Consider the following 16,637-nt stretch of genomic DNA (forward strand, 5'->3'; position numbering starts at 1 on the left):
CGGCATGAGCCAGCGCGGCGGTTCTATTGCTTCTGACGTGCGCTTTGCAAAAGATGAAGAAGTGCAGTCCCCGATGATCCCGACGGGCGAAGCCGACTACCTGGTGGTATTCGACGAGACGCAGGTCGTGGTGAACGAGGCCTTCCTCAAGCAGGGCGGCGTGCTCCTCACTCCGGCCGACATCGATGTCTCGAAGCTCGAGAACGTGAAGGCCCTGAACGTCGCGATGCTCGGCAAGCTGAGCAAGCATTTCGACTTCACCGTGGAACAGTGGACGGTCGCCTTGAACAAGCTTTTCGCCGAAAAGTTCCATGAAGGCAACAAGAAGGCCTTCATGCTCGGCCGCGAAGGGTAACCTGAAACCGCGAAAGGGGAAATGAGAAACTTCTACTGGTTTTGGTTCGGTTTGACGCTCTGGAGTACCCGCCTGGTACTCCTTTGCGTATTGTACTTTACGGACGCGCCCACGGGCGGCCCGATTGTGGACCGCTGGTACAGATTTTTCCCCCATACGCTGGTAATTGAAGCCGGCGTCGTGATGGCGCTTGCCTTTGCGGGCGGGCTGCTCTGCACGCTGCTTCGCGGGAAGGCACGGAAGATTGCGGGCATCGCTTTCCTCGCTCTCGGAATCGCCTACATGGTGGCTGCCGGGACTGACGACGAGATTATGCGCTGGATGGGCCAGCACCTTTCGCTTTCGTTCATCACCACATACGCGCTTGCCGCATCGGACATGGGCCTGGTGGGCCGCGTGTTTTTGGGCGGTGCATGGCACTTTCTGCTCACGACGTTCATCGTGATTGCGGGAATTGTCGGGACGGTGTTTCTTTATAGGAAGATGTTCGCGAAGTGGAGCGAAGGGGCAGTTGTTGCGGTAAAGAACCGCGCGGCGGTCAAGAATTGGATCTGCCTCGGGATAGCGCTTGCGCTTGCGATTACGGGACTCACGTCGAAGAACTGGTTCGCGCCGAGCAACATGCGCTGGAAGCGCATCGCGCCGGTCGCTTTCCGGCTGGTAGACGAAATCAAGTACAAGCTCACGGAAGCCGAAAAGCGCGGCGACTATGCCGAGGGCATAGAGTTGCTCGGCGGCTTCCCCCTCGCAGATTACCCCTTCGAGGATTGCACGGCCTCTGCAAGCGAATGCGAACAATACCGTCAGCACGATATTGAGCAATTCAAGGCAAGGGGCGACCGCAAACCCGATATCATCTTCTTCGTGATAGAAACGTTCCGCGGCTGGACCGGCGACATCCGCGTCCCCGCGACATGCGAAAAGCTCCCGAACATCTGCAAGCTCGCGAAGAGCGGTCTCTATTTCCCGAACGCGCACAGCGTGGGCTACCCCTCCATCGAAGGCTTCTTGGGCGTCCTTGCCGGAGTGTGGGCGCATCCGCAGACAACCTTCCTCTCGGACTACCCGAATACGCGCATGCGTGCCCTGCCCGAAATCTTGGGCGAAGCGGGTTACTACCGCATGGTACTCACCGCCACCGAACCGAGTTTTGACAATTTGCACCCGTGGTTCGCCAAGTGGTTCGACTATTCGGAATACAAGCCCGAGAACCAGCACGACGTCCCCATCGCGAACCGTTTCCGCGAACTTTACGCAAAGCGCCCTGCAGGGCAACCGCTGTTCTTCGACTGGATGAGCACCACGAGCCACGTGCCGTTCTCGTTGCCCAAGGAATACGGCCCCACGCCGAGCGATCCGGAAGTCGCCTATGTGCGTTCGCTCGCCTACATGGATAGCGCCGTGGGCATCGTGATGGACGAAGTGGCCAAGGGTCCGAATGCCGACAATACTTTGTTCGTGCTCGTGGGTGACCATGCGTTTGCGAACAATGCACAGCATCGCGTATCGAATTTTATCGGTGGTGTGCATGACGGTTATACGTGGGTTCCGCTCATTGTCGCAGGCCCGAATATCGAACCGAAAGTCGTCACGACGCCTGTTTCGCAGGTGGATATTGCGCCGACGGTTCTAGATTACATCTTCCTTTATGGGGCTACCGAATTTTTTGTCGGGGAGAGCCTCCTTGAACTCGATCCGCCTGCTGCGTTCGATGGCGTAGACTACACCATCGTTTTCCATGCCGCGTCTAAACATAGGCCGGTATTCGCGTTCCGCATGGGCGACATGACGATGATTACCGACTCGGTCACCTACATCGCGAACATCCAGGATTCAACGCTCGTGAGCGCCTTCGAGACCGTGCTCGAGCCCACCTGGGATACGTCTCACCCCGCCGAAGGATTCGTGACGGGCAAGGTTATCGAGAACGCCGCCGCCAAATACGCCGAGACCTTCCGCAAGATGCGCGCCGCGGGCCATGCCTGGGAATACGTCATCAACAAGAACAAGCTGCTGCCTCCTCCCCAGAGGTAACCATGTCGCGCTTCTACTGGTTCTTCTTTGCGTTGATTGTGGTCGTTGCCCGCGTGGTGCAGCTCTGTGCGCTGTACCTGTGCAACGCCCCGACGGGCGGGCCGTTCGTGGCCGACTGGAACCGTTTTTTGTGGCACACGATGTTTGCCGATATCGGAATCATCATGGCGTCGGCATTCTGCTTGCAGGCCGTTTCGCTTGTGGTCAAGGGTCGCGGGCTGCGCATTGTAAAAATCGTTTCGGTCGTTCTTGCGGGTGTGTACCTTTTTGCCTGCGGTACCGATGACGAAATCATGCGCTGGATGAACCAGAGGCTCTCTTTCTCGTTCATCGGGACTTATATGGGTGCCGTATCCGATACGGGCCTTGTCGCAAGCATCTTCAAGGAAGGCGCGTTCCATTTCCTGTTCAGTTTCTTTACGGTGGTCGCGGCCATCGTCGGTCTTGCAATCTTTTCGCGTGGGAACCGCCTGGAGCGTGCCGTCGCGCGTCCGTTCCATAAGTCTTTCGTGGCGCCTGTCGTAGCGATTCTCGTGTTTGCCATTCTCGGCTGCACGTCGCACATGTGGTTCAACCCGTCGCACCGCCGCTGGCCGCGCATCAAGCCTATCCCATACGTGCTTGTGGAAGAAGTTTTGCATGCGTTCGAGTCGCTGGAGCCGCCGGCCGATTACCGCGAAGGAATCCTTGCGCTGGGTGGCAATCCCGATGCGGAATATCCGTTCTGGCATTGGGCCGGCGGCGATTCCGCTAATGCGGATGCGGTGGAGAAGGCAAGCCTCGATGCTTTCAAAGCGCGCCCCCTCGACGAGCGTCCGGACATCATCCTTTTCAATATCGAGAGCCTGCGCGGTTGGACAAGCGACATGCGCACCAGGAGCTGCATGCGTTTCCCGAACCTTTGCAAGCTCGTTTTAAGCGGTACCTATTATCCGAACGCGCACAGCGTGGGCTATCCGTCCATCGAAGGTTTCCTCGGCATCATGGTGGGCGTGCCGAGCCACCCGCGCGCGACGTTCCTGTACAACTATCCCAACACGCGCATGCGTTCGATTGGCGATGTGCTGCAGGCGGCGGGTTACAATAGACAGGTGCTTTGCGGTGCCGATCCCAAGTTCGATAACGAACTCGTGTGGCAACAGAAGTGGTTCGACTATAACGAATTCAAGCCGGAAAACGACAACGATGTCGCGCTCGCGCGTCGCTTCGTGGAAATGTACCGTGAACGCGATAAAGGTAAGCCGCTGTTCTTCCACTGGATGAGCCGCAGTATGCATATCCCGTTCGACCTGCCTGCCGACATGGGCGAACGCCCTGCCGATGCAGAAGCGGCCTACTTGCGTGCCGAAGCCTACATGGACAGCGCCCTCGGGATTATCGTGAACGAGGTGGAGCGCGGGCCGCGCGCGAACAGTACGCTGTTCATTCTGGTGGGGGACCATTCGTACCCGAACAGCGCGCAGACGGCGGAATCGGAACGCCTCGGCAAGATTCACGAAGGCGAGACCTGGGTGTCGCTGATTTTCGCCGGAGCGGGTGCCGAACGGACAATGGACCTGCGTCCCGTATCGCAGGGAAGCATCGCCTCGTCGGTTGTCGACTTCCTCGGGCTCGACGTCTCCAACCATTTCATGGGCGCAAAGCTTATTTCGAAAGCGGTTCCGCCCGATTCCGCGGATTCTTCTGCCGTGCTGTTACGTGAACTTCCCGGCGTGTATTCTTTCCGCCAAGGCGAAATCGCCTACCGTATCGATTCCCTCGCGTTCTTCGCGGGCATGGACGATACCGAGCCCGCCGCCGTGCGCACCGCCAGTTGGAAAGCGGACTGGGACGTTTCTCGCCCGGTCGAAGGATTCGTTTCGGGACGCAGCGTCACTGTGGATGAAAAGCTTCTCGCCGAGACAACCGCGAAGATGCGCGCCGCCGCCCACGCCTGGGAATTCGTGGTGACAAAGAACAAGCTGATGCCCTGACGCGATCCTATTTCCCGAATCAAGCCTTTTTCATATGCCGAGCTCGTCCCATAACTCCTGAGGTGTAGCGTATGTCTTGGCGTCGGGATCGCGGGCGAGTTGTTCGCCTTCCCGAATAGCTTCGAGGAGTTCTTTGGACGGGGGCCTGGTGACGGCAAAGGGAAGGCCGTGGTGCAAAACGGCCTGTTTCAGGAAAACGGTAAACGCCTGGGAAAGGGTCAATCCCAGGTCATTGAATAGTTCGGTGGCTTGAGCTTTTAGCTCCTTGTCTATTCGAATGTTTGTAACCACAGTACTCATACCTCTAAATATACAACAAAAAGTTCCAAATGTAAAGTATTTGTAGTGTTATTGTTGTAAAATGGATGCGGCGGCCCCGCATGGCGAACAGGAAAACGGCTCCTGTCTATCCTATAAGACGGATTTTTCTCGAAAAATGAGCTTTTTTTTTAATGATATCTATCCCTAAAAAATTGCACTCTGTCAAGAAATCAGGTCTTTTCTTTCCCGACGAGTTTTTGCTTGATTATCTTGTATACCGAAAACATGATAACCTGTCGTATAAAACATTTCCTTCTTTTGTTGTGCATCTTGCCTTTGCTGGGGTTGCACGCTTATGCCGATCCTAGTGGAATGTACATTGACTTTACGGCACAGACCGACAACGATTACGATGGCCCCCTGGTGACCAGGATTCCGCAAGGGTTCTTCAATGTGGGATTGCTGGTGGAAGAAGGCGAATGGAGCGAGGGTATCAATGTCGATGAGATGCAGGGGATATCCCACGACAACGAAAACTATTACCTTACAAACCAGTGGGAGATATTCAAGGTTTCCAAGAAAACGCATAAGGTTGTCGTGAAAAATCACCTGCTCAGGGTAAACCGGTTTCTGAAGGATGGTTTCTACCGCCATTTCGGAGGCATCTCGTGCTATGGGGACTACCTGTATGTTGCCACAACGGGGCGTAGGCATCCCCTGACTACGAGGAAGGCCGTCCCGATAATTATTGTGTTCGATAAGGAACTGAATTTTGTCAAGTTCGGATTCTTGCCCGAGGACTTGCAGAAGGGCGCCGCCTGGGTTGCCGTGAATCCGGCAAACGGACACCTGTATTCGTCGTACGGGCAGGTGGTTTACGAGTATTCCCGCGATTTCCGAAACGGGGAAACCTTGAATGCGGTTGGACACTACGTCCTGAATTTCCGGCATGCCGACTTGAGTCCCGAGGAATGGGAAGACGCCGTGGCGCAGGGAGGCACATTCTCCGGCAACGGGGTCCTTTTTTATGTCCTTGACTTGAAACACTCCGCAAAGAACGCGAGCACGGGAATCCATGCCTTTGCCCTGCATGACAGCGAAGGCGACGAAATTGACCTCTGGGGATTAAACAACAAGGGAGAGATGCATCCCTTCATTTCCATAAGGTACATCGGCAGCCGTGACGGGGAGCGTTTCTGGGAAATGGAAGACCTGACTTTCGGGAGGGATTCCATTGGCGAGTATATCGGATTGTTGCAACTGAGGAACGGCAAGAAGGACGAAGCACAGGTGGTCCATTACCGCCTGCTGTACGATATCAGGAAGGCTCTAGACGATCTTTCCAAAAAGTTCTTCTAGCTTCTCGTTCTGCTTGACGGTGTCGTATTCCGCTTCCATCTTGGCGCGGGCGGCAATGCCCATTTGCATGCGCAGGTTGTAGTCGCTGGCGAGGGAGTCCATGCCCTCCGCCAGTTTGTCGATGTCGCGCTGGCCAACAAGGTATCCTGTGCGCCCGTCGTCGATGATTTCGGGGAGGCCTCCGCAGTACGTGCCGATGCTCGCCATGGCGCTTGCGCCCGCTTCCTTGAGCACGATGAGTCCCGAGTCGCGGTCGTTGTTTTTGGCGACGATGCATGGTGCCACGAGTACGTCGTAGTTCGCGAGAAGCTCGGGCATCAGCTGTGCGGCAACGCTTCCCTTGAAAATGACTTTGTCTGCAATGCTGAGTTCCGCGGCGAGGCTTTGGAGCTGTTCTTGCAGCGGGCCCTTGCCTATGAGCGTGAGAGAGGAATCCTGGTGCTTGCCCGCAATCTTCGCGAAGGCGCGGATGCCGTACTCGAAACCCTTCTTTTCGACCTGGCGGCCGATCATCAGGAACTGGGCGGGGCGTTCGGGGCGCCTGAACGGCGTGAATGCCGAAGTGTCGACGCCGAGCCTGTGCACGTGAATCTTGCTTTCGGGGGCGCCCAGCTGTACGAGGCAGTCGGCCAACTCCTGCGAGGCGGGGAGCAATAGCTGTGCCGTATCGAACATCCTCTTGTACGTGCGCTTGTAAAACAGGTAGTCGACGGGGATGTGCGGGTTCAGCAGGATTCCTACGTCTACGCCGTGGAGCGTCACGATGAGCGGGACTCCGGCTTTTTTCGCGGTTGCCGAGACGAGCGCCCCGTTCGTACCGAAATGCGCGTGCACGAACCGCGAACCGCTTTCCTTTATGACGTTTACGAACTTGCCGCAGGGGAGTGCCGCATAGTAGAGCATCCGTGCGACGGGGCCGAGCGAGGTGACGTGATCGTAGGGGAAGTTTTCCCTGGCCGGGTTCAGGCCGCGGGCGATGACGTACGGCTCGAATTTCTTCGCATGCTTCACTTGGTCGTAGATGAAGGTCTCGCTGTAGGGCAACCAGTTGCCTATCGCCATCGCGTACGGTATTTTCGTCATGTTGCTAATGTAGTATTTTTGGGAGACCGTCCGGCAAAATAGATGTATATTTGCGTAGGTACACTATGGACAAGGTCAAAGTCTGCTTTTATCCCACCTGCGAAAACGCGACGAATCACTTTCTCGCGAATCTCGCGCGCCTTCTCCGCGACGAGGGCGGTTTCGAGTGTTCCGGGTTCCTGGACCTCGCCAAGCAAAAGAAGGGCGAGGAGTTCCGGCAAGACGTTTACCATTTCAACTGGTTCGACCAGAGCCTTTCCCTGTGGTCTTTCCTTTACCGATTCTACATTTTGCTGCGCGTGATTTTTTCGCGCAAGCGGATCGTGTGGACCATCCACAATACGGTCCCGCACGGCGGAGTGCCCGTGTACAACCGCATCTTGCGCGCTCTCTTGTTGCGCTTTTCGACGGTCATCCATATCATGAGCGAGGGGAGCCGCGAACTGCCCTACTTGCAGCCGTACCTGCACAAGGTGGTACTGGTGCCGCACGGCGACTACTTCGGTTCTTACCCGGAATGCGATGCGGATATCCGCAAGAAGTTTGGCATTGCGGCCGACATGCCGATCGTGCTGTTCCTCGGGGCTATCCGCCCGTACAAGAATATCGAGGTGCTGCTGGACGCCTTCGACTTTGACGATGCCGTACTCCTGGTTTGCGGTAACGCGCGCCCGAAGGAATATTCGAACAAATTAACAGAAAGCGTATCGGGCCATAAGAACGTCGTCTTTGCACCGGGATTCGTGCCGGATTCCGAGCTTTCGGCCTACCTGCGGGCGGCCTCGTTCCTGGTGGCCCCCTACTCTTACGATTCCGCCCTCAACTCGGGCACTGTCCTGCTCGCCTGCTCTTACGGCAAGACGGTGGTATGCCCTGACATCGCCGGCGTGCGCGACATTCAGGCCGCTTCCAGTTGCCTGTACGCGTACCACTACGATAGCGGTGAAGAACATGTGGCCAAGCTCCGCGAAGCCATGGCCCGCGCCCTCGCCGATGCACGCACGGGCACGATTGCCGCGAAGGAGTCGGGGGCGCTCGAGTACATGCGCCGCAATTCCTGGGATGCCAATCGTTCCAGGTGGTGTTCCCTGTTTGCGCGCTAGCACCTCGAATTTTTTTATCTTTGGGCTATGGAAATCAAGGCGAAGGACAGCTACCTCCCGGGCTTTACCGTATTGATCCCTTTCTACAACGAAAGGGAATTCTTGCCTAGGCTTCTCGATAGCTTGCTGCAACAGACCCTTTTGCCCGCCAAGCTCGTGCTGATCGACAACGATTCCACGGACGATTCCGTGGAGGTCGCGAAGAAGATTCTCGAAAACAGCACCGTGCCCTACGAAATTCTCCACGAAACCCGCAAGGGCAAGGCGAACGCCCTGGAACAGGGCTGCACGCACATCGAGACGGAATACACGGTCTGTACCGACGCCGATACATGGTTCCCGCCGCACAGCCTGGAACTTGCAGATAGGCTGTTCCGCGAGAATCCCGACTACAGCTGTTACCTTGCGTTCGGCCTGAACGAGGAATGGCCCAAGGAAGAACAGTCGAACTTTATCGACAAGTGCTATGCCCTGGCGTCGCACTTTGCCGACCGCTGTTTCTCCGGCGGCTACGGGCATTTCTTCCGTAGCGACCCGTTCCTCAGATGCGGCGGCTTTTCCACGTCGATCTGGCCCTTTACCCTGATGGACCACGAAATTATCCATCGCATGCTCAAGTACGGCAAGCGCGGCTATCATAAGGAACTTTGGTGCTATACGAGCTTCCGCCGCGTGAACAGGAAATCGGTGCGTTGGACGTTTATGGAACGCTTCATGTACCACCACCTGCCGAGCATGTGCATGGAATGGTTCTTCTACAAGTTCTTGTGGAAGCGTTTCGAGAAGAGAAAGATGGTCGGCACGAACCTGCGCGAACAGCCCTGGCAGAACGCCACGAAACAGGTCGAGCAGAAAGACGACTTCTCGACCGACAAGAAGTACCTGATGCAGAGTTCGCTTTTCTCCGTGCTCGGGACAATCTTCAAGGTGGCGGGCCCGGTGCTCATGATCGTGGTCGCCCGCGTGTTCGACAAGGAAGTTTTCGGTATCTATGTTTCGGTGCAGTTGCTGATGCTCATGCTGAGCCGCGTGGCGGTGCTTGGGCTCGACAAGGGCCTGCACTGGTTTATTCCGCAGAACCGCCTGCTGGGCAGGCCCGCCTATTACGGCGTTTCGGAATCCATGTGGCGCGCGGTGATGATGGCTATCTGCATTTTCGGCCTGGGCGTGCTCGCGTCGTTCTTCGGGCTGCACAAGTATTCGCCGAGCCTTTCGAGCCTTTCGGTTCTTGATAACGCTCTGTTCTTCGGGGCGCTGCTCCCCTGGGCCGTTATCCACGTGCTTTCGGGCGCTTCCGAAGGCAACCGCAAGCCGCAATACAAGATTTTCGTGAACGATTTCGCGGTAGCGACTTTGGCTCCGCTCATTGCGCTCGGGCTGCACTTTTGCGGCGTGGGCGACCATGCGCTCCCCATGGGCCTGTTCAGCGCGAACTGCGTGGGAGCCATAATGCTTGCATGGCTCGTGGCAAAGCAGTTCCCCAACATGCTCTGGTTTCCCAAGAACGGTGTTGATCCCAAGCTGTTCCGCTACGCGCTTCCTCTCGGTTTTTCGGAAGTGGTGATTTCGCTGTTGTTGCGCATGGACTTGTGGATGGTCCTGCTCTTCTTGGGACCGGGCCCTGCTGGCGTGTACGCGCTCATGGTGACTATCTCGAACGGACTGCGTACGATCAGCCTGAGCTATGCGCCTATCCTTTTGCCCGTGGTGGCGGGCATGAGTCCCGAGCGTTACGGCAAGGACCTGAAGGAGACGTACAGCTATTGCGTGGCCATGGTGACGCTTATCCAGCTTGGCATCGGGTTCTTTATTGTGCTGTTCCCCGACGAGGTGCTGATGATTGCGGGCAAGTCGTTCGTGATGAACCCGGAAGTGCTCGGCATCCTTTTGTTCGGCAACCTGCTCAACGGGTTCTTCGGGCTTTCGGGTACGGTTATCAACGGCATGGGCAACAGCCGCTTTATGCTCAAGCTGAACGTGGTGACGCTCCTGTTTGCGCTCGGGATGAACGCGCTCCTGATTCCGCGTTTCGGCCTTGCCGGCGCGGCGCTTGCCACGGCGTCTTACCAGCTGCTACAGTGCGTCTGGATGAACGTCTACCTGGTGCGCCTGGGTTACTGGCCTTACAAGGCGACCCTGTTCGCGCAGGTGCTCTGGATTGCCGCTTTGCTCGTGCTTTATATCAGCGTCAATTCGACTTTGCATTTCGAGTTCTACCAAGATGTTCTCGTCTTTGTGGCCGCGGTTATCGGCCTGCTGTTTACGCTGTGGCGGCAGGGCCTTTTGGATTCCCTTTACAAGAAGAAGGCGTAGCGCATGGATACTTTTAAGAAATTGCTCTGTGCGTGGAACGCGGCCCTGTGGCTTGCCGTGGTGGCGCTGTTCGCGGGCTGCGAAGAAATCGAAGAAGAAAAGCCGTGGATCCAGGTGGACCGCCCGATCATGCTGTTTACCGATACCACGCTCCTGGACAGCTACGACAAGGACGTGCTCAACTGGAAGCTGAAAACGGCCTACCTGGAACGCTGGGCCGACAAGGAAATCGTATTTGTACGCCCCGTGCTGGTGGATATCTTCGATTCGCTCGGCGAACGCGTGGCGTTTTTGCGCGCGGATTCCGGCAGCATGGACATGAAGTTTACCTACGTGAGCGCCTTCGGACATGTGTACGCCTTGACGCCGAAGGGCGCCTCGGTGCGCGCGGATTCCCTGCTGTGGAACAAGAAGGACAACCTGGTGCGTACCGAAAGCTTTGTGCGCGTGGTGAGCGAAGAAGGCGACGTGTTGCAAGGCAAGGGATTCGAAAGCGACGCCAAGATGGACAACTGGAAAATCCTTTCGCAGGTGACCGGCATTTTCCAGGACGCCGCCAAGCGCCTCAAGGAAGAAGACAAGAAAGAGGCCGTGCACTTGGAAAAGGCGGATTCGACCGCCAAGTCGTCTAGTTCGGTGGTGGTCTCGTCTTCGTCCAAGCGGGCCATCCCGAAATTGATTCCCAAGCCGGCCGCGCCGCAGGCGCTTTCGCCCGAAGATTCCCTGGCAGTCGAAGAAAACAAGAAGGCCCGCGAGAAGGTGGAGCACATGAAGGCGTTGCGCGCCCATGCCAAGAAGCATATGGACGGTGAAAACGGCGAGACGCCCGCAGGGGGAGCCAAGGAATGATGCGCCCCTTTGGACAGCTGCTTTTTGCGGTCTGTTTTGCCGCCGTCTTTGGCGTGCAGGCGTTTGCGCAGAGTTCCCCGCTTATCATGAAGCATGCGGATATTTTGAACGTGGCGCGTACCCACGGTTCCCTGCTGCTCGAGGGCAAGGTATTCTTTGTGCACGACAGCATCCAGTTCCGCACGCAACGGGCCACCTGGAACAAGAATATCGAGGTAGTGCAGTGCGACGGAGGGTTCCTCTTTACGCACCCGTCGGGTTACATCCAGGCGAATTCGGGCATGTACAACAAGAAACGCCAGCTCGCTACAGCCACGGGCGACGTGCATGCGGCCGATTCCGCGGGTTCGTACATGCTCACCGGCGAACACCTTATCTACGACCGCGAAAACGAAATCTTGAACATGCCGAGCAAGCCCAAGCTGTTCCAGTTCGAAAAGAAGGGCGACGGCTCCACCGATACGGTGACTGTCGAGGCGCGCAGGATTGTGTTCAACAAGAAGGAATCCTTTGCCGAGGCGTTCAACGACGTGAAGGTGGTGCAGAGCGACATGGTGGTTACCTGCGATACGGGCTACTTTGACCGCAAGAACAACTGGCTGAGCCTCAAGGGCCATCCCACATGCGAAATGAAGAACTACCATCTCACGGGCGATTCCATATTCCTGGTGCTCGACGAGACGGGCAAGTCGCTGCAGTCGGCGCTCGTAATCCGCAACGCGCACGGCGTGCAGCAAGAAGACCCCAAGAAGGGTGCCCCGGGCAGCGTGACCGAGGCGTTTGGCGATACGCTGTACTGCGAGTTCGCAAACGGCAAGATAGAGCGGCTCTACGTGAACCTGAACGCGAAGGGGTTCTTTTACGAGACCGACCTGCCCGATTACCGCAACCTGATGGACGGCGACCGGCTCGACCTGTTCTTCAAGAAGGGCAAGATGGACCGTGCCGTGGTTTCGGGCAAGGCGCAGAGTACGTACTTCTACGTAAAGAAGGACCGCACCGTAAGCGGCAAGAACGAGGCCGCGGGCGATACCATCAATATCCTTTTCGATGCACAGAAGAACGCGGTGAAGTCGCTGAAGCTCCTGGGGCGTTCGAATCTCGCGAGCGGACGCTACATAGATCTCGAGAAGGAAAGCCGCAACAAGGCGAAGGCCAAGGCCGATTCGATAATTCAGGCCCAAAAGACGAAATTGGACGCCTATGCGGTTGACAGCCGTGGCGGAAAAAACCATAATGTAAAGCAAGCAGAAAAGCCTAAATCCGCAACGTCGGAAAAAGTGGATTCGAAAGTCGAAGAGCGCAGGAACCGTGCCGAAGAAATGAGGAACAAGCTCATGCATCGCGCGATTGAACAGAAGAAAGCTCAAGAAAAGGCTAAGGAAACACAGAAAGCCGAGGAAGGGGCAGGGAAAAAATGAAGAACTTGGTAAGCACCATTCGCACGGACAAGTTGCGCAAGATCTACGGCGGTCGCCAGGTGGTGAGCGACGTTTCTATCAGTGTGTCCCAGGGCGAAATTGTCGGGCTGCTCGGGCCTAACGGCGCCGGCAAGACGACGTCTTTCTACATGATTGTGGGCATGGTGCGCCCTGATTCCGGGCATATATTCCTCGACGACATCGAGATGACGGACAAGCCCATGTACAAGCGTGCCCGCCTGGGCGTAGGTTACCTGCCACAGGAGGCGTCCATATTCCGCAAGCTTTCCGTTGAAGACAACATAATGGCCATTCTGGAAACGCAGGGACTCAAGCGCCGCGAGCGCAAGATGCGTCTGGAACAGCTTCTCGAAGAATTCAAGATTACGCATATCCGCAAGACAAAGTCCATGAGCTGTTCGGGCGGCGAGCGGCGCCGTCTCGAGATTGCCCGCGCGCTGGCAAGCGATCCTTCTTTCTTGCTTCTGGACGAACCGTTCGCGGGTATCGACCCCATCGCGGTGGCCGACATCCAGTCCATTATTTCGGGACTCAAGGAACGCGGCATGGGCGTGCTCATTACCGACCATAACGTCCGCGAAACGCTTTCGATTACTGACCGCGCCTATATCATGTACAAGAGCCAGGTGCTCACCGAAGGTTCGTCGGAATACCTGGCGAACGATCCGGAAGCCCGCCATATCTATCTAGGCGACAGTTTCCGCCTCGACTAGCGAAAGGGAAGTGTATGGATGTAGGAATGCAGCTGGGGCAGAGCCAACGCCTGGAACAGAACATCTCTCCGCAGATGCTCCAGTCCATCGCCATTCTGCAAAAGAACTCGCTTGAACTCGAGACGGCCATCAAGGACGAAATCGAGGCAAACCCGCTGCTGGAACTCGACGACGAAATCCCCGACGATACGGAATCGCTCGAAAGCCCCGCCGAAGACAGCGCTCCCGAATCGGCGTCGGGCGTCGAAGAGATGGATTTTGAACGCGGCACGCTCGAAGACAGCGCCGACATGGACTACGACATTCTGGACAACACGTCTGCCGAGGATTGGGTCAAGCGCCTGGAAGACGGCTCGAACGACGTGGACGCTCCCTTCAAGGACCTGAACAGCACCAGTGCCGATGCCGACGATGCCTGGGACCGCCCGCAAAAAGACCGCGATGCGAGTCTGCAGGATAGGCTCCACGACCAGCTGCGGGAATGGAACGGCACGCGCGAACTCCTGGAACAGCTCAAGAAGGCGGGATGCTCCGAAGAAAAGTTCCGCGAGCTGGTGGGCTACCTTATAGACAGCCTCGACGAGAACGGTTTTTTGCAGAGTGCCGACGAAACCGCGATGATGAAGGTGCTGGCCGACAACGACAAGTTCATTGTCGAAATCGAGCGCGTGCTGCGCAACGAGATCCCGCTGGAATCGGCGAGCCTGCCCGTGGTGGAATCCATACACGTGCTGCAGAGCTTCAAGCCGCGCGGCATCGGCGCCCGCAACCTGCAAGAAAGCTTTTTGATCCAGGCGATGGCCATAGACGATTTCCCCGAAGTCGCCATCAAGATTCTCGAGGGCCACTTTGACGACCTGATGGCGCTACGCTACGGCAAGATCGCGAAGGACATGGGGATTGCCACCGATGCCGTGCAGCAGGCCGTCGCGAGCCTCTCGAGACTCGCCCCGCATCCGGGATTGCAGATTTCGGCGACCCCGACGCAGGTCAAGTCCGCCGATATGAGCGTGTCTATAAAGAAGGGCCGCGTAGAGGTGGAATGTTTCAAGCCGCCCATACAGAAGCGCCTGCGCATCAACAAGACGTACGCCTCCATGCTGAACGACAAGCACTTGAGCAAGGCGGACCGCGACTATATCCAGAGCAACCTTACGAAGGCGAATGACTTTATAAAGTCGGTGGACAACCGCTTCAGCACCATGGAGCAGGTGATGCGTGCCATTGTCAAGCGCCAGGGCGATTTTTTCAAGAAGGGGCCCGCTTTCTTGAAGCCGATGATTCTGCAGGAGATTGCCGACGAGGTCGGACGCGACCTCTCTACGGTCAGCCGCGTCACCAACGGTAAGTACGTGGAGACGCCTTACGGCATATTCGAGCTGAAGCAGTTCTTTACCTCTGGCGTAAAGCAGGGAAGTTCCGACAGCGACGAGGTCGTGGGATCGGCACAGATTCTGGACGCCATCAAGGCGCTTGTGGATTCCGAAGACAAGAAAAAACCGCTTTCGGACCAGGCCCTGGCCGACGCCCTGGCTGCCCAGGGCATCAAGGTGGCCCGCCGTACCGTGGCCAAGTACCGCGAAGAAGAACTCAAGATCTTGCCCGCCAGGCTCCGTAAACAGGTGTAAAAATTTGTTGAATTACGCCAATTTCGCCAAAAAACGGGCATTATTCCAATTAGGACGATAAAAGTGGTGTTTTTTTAGACAAAATACTTGCTTTTTTCCGAAAAAAAGATGTATATACTCTAGATGCAGGCGAAAAAGCCTAAAATTGCCATCTAAAATTACGGAGGTATCATAATGGATATTCAGTTTTCTGCTCGTCACTTCAATGCATCCGCTGGTCTCCAGGACCGTATCCAGGAAGAAATGGACAAACTTGCCAAGTTTTACCCGAACATTACCGGGGCCTCCGTTGTTCTCGACCACGAAGTAGAGCATCTCCGTCATTGCGAAATTTCCGTGAGCATCACGGGCAATACGATTGCCGCTTCTGCCGACGAAGAAAACATGGGCAAGGCCGTGGACGTGACTCTGGAACGTATCAAGGTGCAGCTGAAGAAGGCTAACGACAAACAGAACGATCACCGCGCCCAGCCGACGGCCAATCTGGTATAATGGCAGAATCTAGATTGAAAGACATCAAAGTGTTGCACCGAGAGAAGCTCTCGGTGCGAGACTTTTTTTTCCGTTACGGGAAAGACCTTCAGCTCGCCGTCCATACTCCTGAAGAGGACATGGAGTCGAACATTGCCGAAGGTGGTATCCACCGCCCGGGCCTTGCCATGGCGGGGTATACCAAGGTGTACAGTTCCCAGCAGATCCAGGTCGTAGGCCATACCGAGTGGAACTACCTGGAATCGCTCGGGCACGAAGGTCGCCAGAAGGTGTTCGATGCGCTTTCCGTGTTCAAGGCGCCGATGTGGGTCGTGACCCATGCGCAGATGCCGCACCCTGAACTCAAGGAAATGTGCACGCGCCTCCATATCCCGCTGTTTTCTACGACGCTCCATACGTACGAGTTCAACAAGGTCGCCCAGCGAATCCTCGAAGAGTTCTTCGCGCCGCACGCGATAATTCACGGGAGCCTTGTCGACGTCTACGGCGTGGGCATGCTCTTTGTGGGCGATAGCAACGTCGGCAAGTCGGAATGCGTCCTGGACCTTGTCGAAAGCGGTCACCGCATGGTCGCCGACGACGTGGTGCATATCAGCCATGTCGGAAACATCATTATCGGGCGTCCCGACCCGCTTATCCGCCACCACATGGAAATCCGCGGGGTTGGCATTCTCGATATCCGTTCCATGTTCGGTATCCACGCTATCCGCAAGGTGAAGAAGATCGAAGTGATCGTGGAACTCCAGCAGTGGAGCCGCGACGTGTCTTATGACCGCACAGGCCTCAACGAAAGTGAAGAAGTGGTGATGGGCGTGCCTATCCCGAAGGTGGTCATTCCTGTCGCCCCGGGCAAGAACCTGACGGTTATCAGCGAGGTTATTGCCATGAATTCGTTGATGAAGCTGAACGGGCAGAATGTCGCGGCGGAATTCAACGAGAGCCTGATGCAGAAAATAAAGGCGAAGGCGAAGGGAGAATATTCCGACGACCTGCTCGACATGAATCCTCAGCAATGGGATCCTTACGAATAAC

Annotated in this window: 14 protein-coding genes; 12 read left to right on the forward strand and 2 right to left on the reverse strand. The window is 56.4% G+C overall.

Annotated features, from left to right (window positions below; translation table 11 throughout):
• The 3 genes from B3M32_RS11945 to B3M32_RS11955 form a co-directional block, all read left to right on the forward strand.
• Window positions 1-355, forward strand: a 355-nt coding sequence (locus B3M32_RS11945; protein WP_290747198.1) for a 2-oxoacid:acceptor oxidoreductase family protein, incomplete at its 5' end; no start/stop codon positions are given.
• A 21-nt stretch (window positions 356-376) separates the two neighbouring features.
• A complete protein-coding gene (locus B3M32_RS11950; RefSeq protein WP_290747200.1) occupies window positions 377-2,389 on the forward strand; it encodes an LTA synthase family protein in 2,013 nt (670 codons plus the stop codon).
• Between the two features lie 2 nt (window positions 2,390-2,391).
• The gene (locus B3M32_RS11955) at window positions 2,392-4,362 is read left to right on the forward strand and encodes an LTA synthase family protein (protein WP_290747202.1); all 1,971 of its coding nucleotides are present in this window, start codon (window positions 2,392-2,394) and stop codon (window positions 4,360-4,362) included.
• A 30-nt stretch (window positions 4,363-4,392) separates the two neighbouring features.
• Here the strand turns inward: B3M32_RS11955 and B3M32_RS11960 are convergent, their stop codons facing one another.
• Window positions 4,393-4,662 (reverse strand): type II toxin-antitoxin system RelB/DinJ family antitoxin, encoded by a 270-nt coding sequence (locus B3M32_RS11960; protein WP_290747203.1) that lies wholly within the window; start codon window positions 4,660-4,662, stop codon window positions 4,393-4,395.
• Between the two features lie 333 nt (window positions 4,663-4,995).
• Between B3M32_RS11960 and B3M32_RS11965 the strand changes: the two genes are divergently transcribed.
• Window positions 4,996-5,982, forward strand: a complete 987-nt coding sequence (locus B3M32_RS11965) for a hypothetical protein (protein WP_290747204.1) — start codon at window positions 4,996-4,998, stop codon at window positions 5,980-5,982.
• Here the strand turns inward: B3M32_RS11965 and B3M32_RS11970 are convergent.
• Window positions 5,953-7,065 carry a glycosyltransferase gene (locus B3M32_RS11970; RefSeq protein ID WP_290747206.1) on the reverse strand — a complete coding sequence of 371 codons (1,113 nt, stop codon included), beginning with the start codon at window positions 7,063-7,065 and terminating at the stop codon, window positions 5,953-5,955. The genes B3M32_RS11965 and B3M32_RS11970 overlap by 30 nt on opposite strands.
• Before the next feature lie 65 nt (window positions 7,066-7,130).
• Between B3M32_RS11970 and B3M32_RS11975 the strand changes: the two genes are divergently transcribed.
• The 8 genes from B3M32_RS11975 (at window position 7,131) to hprK (ending at window position 16,636) form a co-directional block, all read left to right on the forward strand.
• Entirely contained in the window at window positions 7,131-8,168 is a 1,038-nt protein-coding gene (locus tag B3M32_RS11975) for a glycosyltransferase family 4 protein (RefSeq protein WP_290747208.1), read from the forward strand.
• A 27-nt stretch (window positions 8,169-8,195) separates the two neighbouring features.
• Window positions 8,196-10,481: a glycosyltransferase gene (locus B3M32_RS11980; RefSeq protein ID WP_290747210.1), complete on the forward strand. Its 2,286-nt coding sequence runs from the start codon at window positions 8,196-8,198 to the stop codon at window positions 10,479-10,481.
• 3 nt (window positions 10,482-10,484) lie between these two features.
• Window positions 10,485-11,330 carry an LPS export ABC transporter periplasmic protein LptC gene (gene lptC / locus B3M32_RS11985; protein WP_290747212.1) on the forward strand — a complete coding sequence of 282 codons (846 nt, stop codon included), beginning with the start codon at window positions 10,485-10,487 and terminating at the stop codon, window positions 11,328-11,330.
• Window positions 11,327-12,751: a hypothetical protein gene (locus B3M32_RS11990; RefSeq protein ID WP_290747214.1), complete on the forward strand. Its 1,425-nt coding sequence runs from the start codon at window positions 11,327-11,329 to the stop codon at window positions 12,749-12,751. Before lptC ends, B3M32_RS11990 begins: the two co-directional genes overlap by 4 nt.
• Window positions 12,748-13,485 carry an LPS export ABC transporter ATP-binding protein gene (lptB, locus tag B3M32_RS11995; protein WP_290747216.1) on the forward strand — a complete coding sequence of 246 codons (738 nt, stop codon included), beginning with the start codon at window positions 12,748-12,750 and terminating at the stop codon, window positions 13,483-13,485. The genes B3M32_RS11990 and lptB overlap by 4 nt, the downstream gene beginning before the upstream one ends.
• A 14-nt stretch (window positions 13,486-13,499) precedes the next feature.
• Window positions 13,500-15,113, forward strand: a complete 1,614-nt coding sequence (gene rpoN / locus B3M32_RS12000) for an RNA polymerase factor sigma-54 (protein ID WP_290747218.1) — start codon at window positions 13,500-13,502, stop codon at window positions 15,111-15,113.
• 174 nt (window positions 15,114-15,287) lie between these two features.
• Entirely contained in the window at window positions 15,288-15,605 is a 318-nt protein-coding gene (gene hpf / locus B3M32_RS12005) for a ribosome hibernation-promoting factor, HPF/YfiA family (RefSeq protein ID WP_290747220.1), read from the forward strand.
• Window positions 15,606-15,619: 14 nt separating this feature from the next.
• Window positions 15,620-16,636, forward strand: coding sequence for an HPr(Ser) kinase/phosphatase (gene hprK / locus B3M32_RS12010; RefSeq protein WP_290747222.1), 1,017 nt, complete (start codon window positions 15,620-15,622; stop codon window positions 16,634-16,636).
• The last annotated feature ends 1 nt before the right edge of the window (window position 16,637 follow it).

The sequence above is a fragment of the Fibrobacter sp. UBA4309 genome (assembly GCF_002395745.1).
GTDB lineage: Bacteria > Fibrobacterota > Fibrobacteria > Fibrobacterales > Fibrobacteraceae > Fibrobacter.